Annotated in this window: 1 protein-coding gene; it reads left to right on the top strand. The window is 25.1% G+C overall.

Translation table 11 applies throughout. The features are described from left to right. The first annotated feature begins 51 nt into the window (after positions 1-51). Entirely contained in the window at positions 52-1,047 is a 996-nt protein-coding gene (gene xerA, locus BP997_RS04065; RefSeq protein ID WP_413828863.1) for a site-specific tyrosine recombinase/integron integrase, read from the top strand. Positions 1,048-1,094: the final 47 nt, after the last annotated feature.

The raw sequence follows: 1,094 nt of genomic DNA, 5'->3' as shown, positions 1-1,094 counted from the left end.
GATAAATAATGATTTACTCATAATTTTAAGTTGATTTTATATAATATTATTATGAAATCTAAAATTTTGAATAATGTTTTAAAAGAAATGAGTCCTTATTTGGATATTAATCAATGTAATAAATTGAATGATATTTTAAATTATGTTTTTAAGGATATTGAAGTTGTTAAGATTGATAAAAATAGTACTTATACAAATTCATTAGATAATAGTGTGGTTTTAGATAAATTTTTATCATCTAAGGAAATAGAGGGATGTTCTAGAAAAACTTTAAAATATTATAAATCTACTATTGAATATGTTTTTAATTCAGTCAATAAAAAAGTTGAGAATATTACTACAGAGGACATAAGAACTTATTTATCTTATCATAAGAAAAAACGTGGATCTAGTAAAACTACTATAGATAATATTAGAAGAATTTTATCTAGTTTTTTTAGTTGGTTAGAAGATGAAGATTATATTATAAAAAACCCTGTTAGACGAATACACAAAGTAAAAAGAGGAAGAACAGTTAAAGAAGTCTTAACAGATGAAAAATTAGAAATACTTAGAGATACCTGCATAGAAATAAGAGACTTATCATTAATTGAATTATTAATCTCAACAGGAATGAGAGTAGGAGAATTAGTGAATTTAAATACAATTGATATTAACTTTGAAGAAAGGTCCTGTGTAGTTTTCGGGAAAGGAGAAAGTGAACGAGAAGTATACTTTGATGCAAGAACAAAAATACATTTAAAAAAATATTTAAAACAAAGAAAAGACAGAAATCCAGCATTATTCGTATCACTTAAAAAACCTTACAAAAGATTAGGAATAAATGGAGTAGAAACACGCCTAAAAAAACTAGGACTAGACGCAAATATAACAAATGTACACCCACACAAATTTAGAAGAACAATGGCCACCAAAGCAATAGACAAAGGAATGCCAATAGAACAAGTACAAAAACTCTTAGGACATGTTCAAATCGACACAACAATGCAATACGCAATGGTAAACCAAAACAACGTAAAAATATCCCATAGAAAATATATAAGTTAAAAAAAATATATTTTCTCTAACCTTTTTTTAGTAAATCATTATTTATC

The sequence above is a fragment of the Methanobrevibacter sp. UBA412 genome, from assembly GCA_002495685.1.
GTDB classification, from domain to species: Archaea; Methanobacteriota; Methanobacteria; order Methanobacteriales; family Methanobacteriaceae; genus Methanobrevibacter_A; species Methanobrevibacter_A acididurans.
The sequence above is the reverse complement of the archived record's forward strand: the minus strand, read 5'-3'. Positions and strand labels throughout refer to the sequence as shown.

What these genes read in the sequence shown, in the direction of transcription:
- xerA (WP_413828863.1), top strand. Translation starts at nt 52, where the DNA reads ATGAAATCTAAAATTTTGAATAATGTTTTAAAAGAAATGAGTCCTTAT.